The organism is Microcoleus sp., assembly GCF_049646505.1.
Lineage (GTDB): Bacteria > Cyanobacteriota > Cyanobacteriia > Cyanobacteriales > Microcoleaceae > Microcoleus.
The window spans coordinates 1-6,553 of record NZ_JBARVX010000445.1 but is presented as its reverse complement, the minus strand read 5'-3'; the positions used below and the strand labels follow the sequence as shown (position 1 = coordinate 6,553).

Sequence of the window (6,553 nt, the reverse complement as noted above, 5' to 3'; positions counted from 1 at the left end):
GTGTAGGCTTCTAGGAATTCTGTTTCAAAGGCTAGTTCGGCGTTGATTTGTCCTGTGGCAATTTCTAATTTCCAGTCGCCTCCGAGTGCTGCGCTTCCTGTGAGGTTTTGGGATGCTGCAATATTTGCTCCGGTGAATTCGCTAATTTTTTGTATAAATTTAATGCCGGATTTGCCTGCGGCTATGTTGCAGCCGTAAAGTAAAATGCTGGCGGATTTGCTGAGGGCTTTTCCCCACTGCTGCAATTGGTGGCTGTGGGTTTCTAGGTTGTCAAGATTAAGTTCTGTGGAACCAATTTCTACTGCTGCTTCTCGGCCGTGAGATAGTATGTGCAGGCTGTTGATATTGTGGCGCTGACCCAAAATTTCGGTGATTTGGTCGATCGCCCCTCTAGTTTCACTGAGTATAAATACTTCCGTTCCTGCTTTGACCCCACCGATCAATTGCTCGTAATTTTCTACTCTGGAGTCAACCACCACTAGAGATTTTTTGGCTTCAGGCTGTGCTTGAGAGCTGGCTCCTGCAAAAAAAAAGTTGTTTTTAGTGGCCATGTTTTTAGATTTAGGTATTTTTACGGCTGACAAATAGGACATTTTGGGGAGCGTTTTTATCATTCGCTGATTTACTTGTCAGTTCTAACCTACCCTTTGGGAAAAAGTTGATAAACAACAAAATATAAATTTTTAATAAGTTTTTTTTTATATAAAAATGTATACTTACGTGTGTTTTTTTTTACTTTACATTTTTGGATAAAATGGGATGGAAATTCTGTACCCTAAGTGGCTACTCAGCGCAAAGCTTTGATATGCAAAGCTTTTCAGACTTTGAATTCAAAAGCTAAGTCTTGTTTTTTTTGAAAATACACTATGCCAGAACCTTGAGAGCGCGATCGCCCGCCATCCAAAATCCGGCTTGAATACCCCTTTTATTCTTTGGTTTTTCTGGACTCAGACGGCAGTTTATGTAATATTGGTTTCAACCGCCAAGTTTTATAAAGGAGGTTCTCCACCCGGATTTAGTATTACTTACGCATTGCTGAAAAAAAGCAGCGATCCAAGTAACGTGACTGTAACCAGTACGGTTGTAAGTGTTACTTTTTACTGAATATTTACCGTAATTACACTGAAAAATCAGTTTTTGAGAATTGGAAAATTTTTAATTTTAAATTTGATTTACTACTATTGCCCCTTGATATTGCTACAAAATTAAATGAGAAAAGCGATATCAAAAAAAAATCAGAACGACCACTAAAACATACAAAAATTAACATTGTGCAATAGAAATTACGAAAAGTCAGACTTAACAATTTACACTAATCCTCAGTTTTGCTTGAATGCCCAATCGCACTCAAACAAAAAATGCTTTTTGCAAAGCCGGAGATGTTCCCAGATTATTTCTGTCAAAAATTATTTTAAACCCCTACGAGATAAATGTTGCGTGCAGCGCGCGCCCGACGGGGATCGTGCGCGCTGCACGCCCTACTAAATGCAACCGCCAATCCGGCACTTGTTAAACGTTAATATCGAGTTCGCGCACCAAAAAAGCCCATTCATCTGCCAATTCTTCAATGACTTTAGCAGTAGGTTTGCCGCCCCCGTGACCCGCTTTGGTTTCGATCCTAATTAACACCGGCTTTTCTCCCCCTTGGGTTTCTTGCAAAGCCGAAGCAAACTTGAAACTGTGGGCGGGAACTACTCTGTCGTCGCGATCGGCAGTTGTAATCATTGTCGCCGGATAAGCCGTTCCCGGTTTGAGGTTGTGCAGGGGAGAATAGCCGTAAATTGTCGGAAATTCCTCGGCATTTTCCGGCGAACCGTATTCCGAAGTCCAGGCCCAACCAATGGTAAATTTGTGGAAGCGCAACATATCCATAACGCCGACTGCGGGCAATGCTGCACCGAACAATTCCGGCCGCTGAGTCATGCAAGCTCCCACTAACAAACCGCCGTTGCTGCCGCCTGCGATCGCCAATTTAGCCGGTTTGGTATACTTGTTTTCGATCAACCATTCAGCCGCGCCGATAAAGTCGTCAAACACGTTTTGCTTGTTCAACTTTGTCCCTGCTTGGTGCCAGGATTCGCCGTACTCGCCGCCTCCCCGCAAACAGGCTGTTGCGTAAACTCCGCCCATCTCCAACCAAACAATCCTGCTAACAGAAAAACTCGGAGTCAGCGAGACGCTAAAACCGCCGTAACCGTACAGGTATGTCGGGTTGTTGCCATCTAATTGCAAGCCTTTTTTGTGGGTGATAAACATGGGTACGCGAGTACCGTCTTTGCTCGGATAAAATACTTGTTTTGTCTCATAACCTTCGGGATTGAAATCTACCTTTGGCTGCCGATAAATTGTGCTTTCATCTGTCACCATATTGTAACGGTAAATCGTGTTGGGCGCTGTGAAACTGGTGTAAGCATAAAAGGTTTCGGTATCGTGCCGCTTGCCGCCAAATCCTCCCGCCGAACCGATTCCGGGTAAGGCGATTTCTCGCACGAAACAGCCTTCTAAGGTGAAGATTTTAATCTGGGTGTAGGCATCTTTTAGGTAGGAAGCGACAAATTGATTGTTGAGGATGCCAATGCCTCCGAGGGTTTCGGCTGCTTCGGGAATGATTTCTGCGAATTTCCCCTGAATCCCCCCCTTAGTAAGGGGGGGCGACGGGGGGGTTTCACTGCCCGCGAGGGATGATGGTGGTGGGTTGCTAATGTCGATCGCAATTACGCGGCCTAGCGGTGCATTTAAATCTGTTTGAAACCAGAAAAGAGAGCCGTCATTATCGATGAAACTGTACTCGGCCTCAAATTCATTAATTAGTTCAACAACCCTTGATTCCGGTGCTGTTAAATCTTTGTAAAAAATCAAGTTTTTGGTTTCAGTTCCCTGCCAAACTGATACAATTAGATATTTGCCATCTTCTGTGACACCGCCACTAAATCCCCACTCTTTTTGGTCTTGTCTTTCGTAGATCAATATGTCTTCAGATTGGGAAGTGCCAAGCTTGTGATAAAACAGTTTTTGGTAATAGTTAACGTCTTCGTGTTTGGTTTGTTCGTTTGGTTCGTCGTAGCGGCTGTAAAAAAAGCCTTTACCGTCATGAGTCCAGGATGCTCCTGAGAATTTAATCCACTTTAAATGGTCTGATAAATCTTCACCTGTTTCCACATCGCGAACTTTCCATTCTTGCCAATCGGAGCCGGAAGTTGACAAACCGTAGGCCATTAGTTTGCCGTCTTCGCTGATAGATACGCCGCCGAGAGCAACGGTTCCGTCTTCCGAGAGAGTGTTGGGGTCAATTAATACTTTAGGTTCGCCGTCGAGGGATGGTAAAGTATAAAGTACCGATTGATTTTGCAGGCCGTCATTTTTGTAGTAGAAATAGCGATCGCCCTCTTTGAAAGGTATGCCGTATTTCTCGTAATCCCAAAGCTGAGTCAGCCGCTGTTTGATTTTTTCCCGCGCCGGGATTTGGCTGAGGTAGCCGAAGGTAACTGCGTTTTGGGCTTCCACCCAGGCTTGGGTTTCCTCTGATTCGGGATTTTCCAGCCACCTGTAAGGATCGGGTACTTTGACGCCGTGGTAGTCGTCTGTTTGGTCGGTTTTGCGGGTTGTGGGGTAGGTCAAAGGGCGATCGAATTTAGTCATATTTTTTCACTCTCAGTAACTTTGTTTAGTTTAACCTTTTTTGCAAATTTGCGATTGCGAACCTGAATAAAGCAATCGCACTTCCTTCTCTCCCATCTTCCTTTGTGTCCTTTGCGTCTTCGCGGTTCGTTTCTCTAACATTTCAACTCAAAAATTGCCCATTTTCACTAATCCAATTCCCTCCTTCCTTCCAAAGCACGAGCCAAAGTTACCTCATCAGCATATTCCAAATCTCCCCCCATCGGCAAACCAAAAGCAATGCGAGTCACTCTGGTAAAAGGTTTTAATAAGTGACCGATATAAAGAGTAGTAGTTTCGCCTTCCACGCTAGGACTAATCGCAATAATTACTTCACTAATCTTTTGCTGGCTGACGCGGCGGACTAACGGTTGAATGTTCAATTGTTCCGGCCCAATTCCGTCCATCGGCGAGATGACGCCGCCGACAACGTGATATTTACCGATGTATTCCCGCGTTTTTTCTAGGGCGATTACGTCGCGGGATTCTGATACTACACAAATGGTAGAACTGTCGCGGTTTGTATTGCGGCAAATTTCGCAAACAGGTTCAGCGGATAAGTGAAAACATACTTTGCAGAAACCAACTTGTTTTTTGGCATCAATTAAAGATTGAGCTAGGGCTCGCACGTCTTCTTCGGGTCGTTTTAAAATATGCAAAGCGAGTCGCTGTGCTGTTTTTGGCCCGACTCCTGGTAAGCGCTGCAATTGTTCGATTAAACGAGCTAAAGGTCGAGTGTACATTAAAAATTGGCGGTAATTGGTAATATCATTTCTGGTTGATTGGCGATCGTATAATTTGCGCGATGTAGCGGCGGGTTTTACCAACCATCTATGTTTAAAACTAAGTATATCATAAACCCGCCCCGCCCATACACTGATGAGTATTGACTAATTTACCCTCCACTAATTTTAGCTTTGTAGCCTAACTTTGTGATAATTTCTAGCAGTTTTTGCTTGTGTTCGCCTTGAATTTCGATTTCATTTTCCTTGACTGTTCCGCCAGTACCGCATTGGGCTTTTAGCTGCTTTGTCAAAGCTGCTAATGTTTCGGGTTTTCCCTGGAATCCGCTGATGACTGTAACTGTTTTACCGCCGCGTCCTTTTCGGGATGCTTCGATTTTGAGGTTTTGTTGATTTGGGGGAATTTCTTGTATTCCTCGTTGAAGGGCCGCGGAGTTGTCAATATTGCCAAATTCGGAGTAAACAATTCGTTTTCCTGATTGGTTATTGGTATCGGAGTTTTTGGGTTTTGATGTACTCATAGTAGTTTGGTGTTTGGAGTTAGGATGGGTAGCCGATGAGTTCGGCATTTCGGCAGGGAATTCATTCCCTGCCTCATAGCTAAAGTCCTCTGAAGAGGACTGTAGAATGTGTTTGAGAATGGTTGATTTAGATGAGTTTTCAGGGAATATAATCTCTGAGATTTGCTGTTGGTTGTACATAAATTGTACTTGATATTAGCAGTCAGTTAAAACTGACTTTAGCTCTCTCGACAGGGAATTCATTCCCTGGCGGGCTATCAGGACGATCGTACATTCCCCGGTTTCAATTGAATTATATCGTTTACGGTTGTTTCTGGAGGAGTGAACCGCTGAGGGCGTCCAGGAAGAGAAGAGGGAGATGGATAATTCTGTTGAAGCGCGGGTTTGAGATGGGTGGGGAATTTAATTTTAGTTGGTTAAGTGCGATCGGGCGCAAGCAAAGAACCCCGACAACTTCTGCGAAGTCGGGGTTCTAATCAATTAGTTTCACCAGTAAGTGGGGATAAACCCGATACCTTCATAGAAACGTTGGCACTGATTGAAGCGTTTCTATATATCGAGGGAATAAAACCCGATTAGGAGCAAACAATGCCAGACCACTCTTGATGTCCGCGACCTGGTTGACACTGAAATTGCCGTCCGACCCAAATAATTTCCCATTGATTTTGGTCGCGTTTTAATTCAACGCGGTGTCGTAGTGCACGGGCTGAATCGTCAGCTAAACCTATTCGGGTGTATAAAATTACAGATGTTCCTTCTCGGGAATATGTAATTGAAATCTCTTCATAATTTCTCCCTTCTTCATCTTCTAACCTCCTAAACAATTGTGCCGCTACGGCTTTTGGATTAGTCGCTGTAATGCCTTCAAAAGAGATGAATTCTTGTACGTTAACTACCTGAAAATTAAAACGTGGATTGTTCGCTGCATTTAGTTTAGCCCAAGTTTTATCGCCGACAATGCCGTCGGGAACCAGTTGTTGGGACTTTTGGAAATTGATGACAGCTTGCTTAGTTTTTCGCCCAAAAATACCATCAATGATACCTGGATCAAAATTTAAATCTTTCAAAGCTTCTTGTAGCTTGGTGACTTCGGTGCCTTGTGAGCCTTCTTGAAGCAGAATAGAAATAGAGTTCATGATTTGTCCTTGCTTAGTTGTATGTTGTATTTCATGTTTGAGATAAACATACACTTAACTTCACTGCTGAATATATTCACTCCTGAATATACCCATTCCGTATAAACACGTATAAAGCATAAATTTTCTTCAAATACTCAATTTTGGAGATGATCGAAAACGACCGAATCGACCTTTCAGCGATTTGCACACCCGATCGCCCACAGCCCCATCGACTAGATATAATAAAATCTGTCCCATTATCCCCACAAAATCCAATGACTGTCACCCCCCTGCGTCTCACTCCCGAAACAGCGGCCCAACGCCCCGACTCCCTCGGCAGATTTGGTAAATTCGGCGGCAAATACGTGCCCGAAACTCTGATGCCGACTTTGTTTGAGCTCGAAGCGGCTTTTCACAAATACCGCAGCGAAGCGGAATTTCAACAGCAACTTCAACAATTGCTCAAAGATTATGTCGGCCGCCCCAGCCCTTTGTATTTTGCCGAACGCCTCAC

The 6,553-nt window shown here is 44.0% G+C and carries 5 protein-coding genes and 1 pseudogene; 1 reads left to right on the top strand and 5 read right to left on the bottom strand.

Annotation, left to right across the window (positions count from 1 at the left end; all coding sequences use genetic code 11):
* The 5 genes from WBA89_RS21595 to WBA89_RS21575 form a co-directional block, all read right to left on the bottom strand.
* A partial coding sequence (locus WBA89_RS21595; RefSeq protein ID WP_424409346.1) for a DUF4347 domain-containing protein occupies positions 1-614 on the bottom strand: 614 nt, incomplete at its 3' end.
* Between the two features lie 895 nt (positions 615-1,509).
* Positions 1,510-3,639, bottom strand: a complete 2,130-nt coding sequence (locus WBA89_RS21590; RefSeq protein ID WP_424409345.1) for a prolyl oligopeptidase family serine peptidase — start codon at positions 3,637-3,639, stop codon at positions 1,510-1,512.
* Between the two features lie 167 nt (positions 3,640-3,806).
* Positions 3,807-4,400, bottom strand: coding sequence for a recombination mediator RecR (recR, locus tag WBA89_RS21585; protein ID WP_194063688.1), 594 nt, complete (start codon positions 4,398-4,400; stop codon positions 3,807-3,809).
* A 152-nt stretch (positions 4,401-4,552) separates the two neighbouring features.
* On the bottom strand, positions 4,553-4,921 hold the full coding sequence (locus WBA89_RS21580) for a translation initiation factor (RefSeq protein WP_242720288.1): 369 nt from the start codon (positions 4,919-4,921) through the stop codon (positions 4,553-4,555).
* A 575-nt stretch (positions 4,922-5,496) separates the two neighbouring features.
* Positions 5,497-6,057 carry a peptidoglycan-binding domain-containing protein gene (locus tag WBA89_RS21575; protein ID WP_424409343.1) on the bottom strand — a complete coding sequence of 187 codons (561 nt, stop codon included), beginning with the start codon at positions 6,055-6,057 and terminating at the stop codon, positions 5,497-5,499.
* 257 nt (positions 6,058-6,314) lie between these two features.
* Here WBA89_RS21575 and WBA89_RS21570 point away from each other — a divergent pair.
* Positions 6,315-6,553 (top strand): annotated as a pseudogene (locus WBA89_RS21570) (tryptophan synthase subunit beta); the annotation flags it as partial.

Coding starts and splice junctions, on each gene's coding strand:
- recR (WP_194063688.1), bottom strand. CDS start 4,400: ATGTACACTCGACCTTTAGCTCGTTTAATCGAACAATTGCAGCGCTTA.
- WBA89_RS21580 (WP_242720288.1), bottom strand. CDS start 4,921: ATGAGTACATCAAAACCCAAAAACTCCGATACCAATAACCAATCAGGA.
- WBA89_RS21575 (WP_424409343.1), bottom strand. CDS start 6,057: ATGAACTCTATTTCTATTCTGCTTCAAGAAGGCTCACAAGGCACCGAA.
- WBA89_RS21590 (WP_424409345.1), bottom strand. CDS start 3,639: ATGACTAAATTCGATCGCCCTTTGACCTACCCCACAACCCGCAAAACC.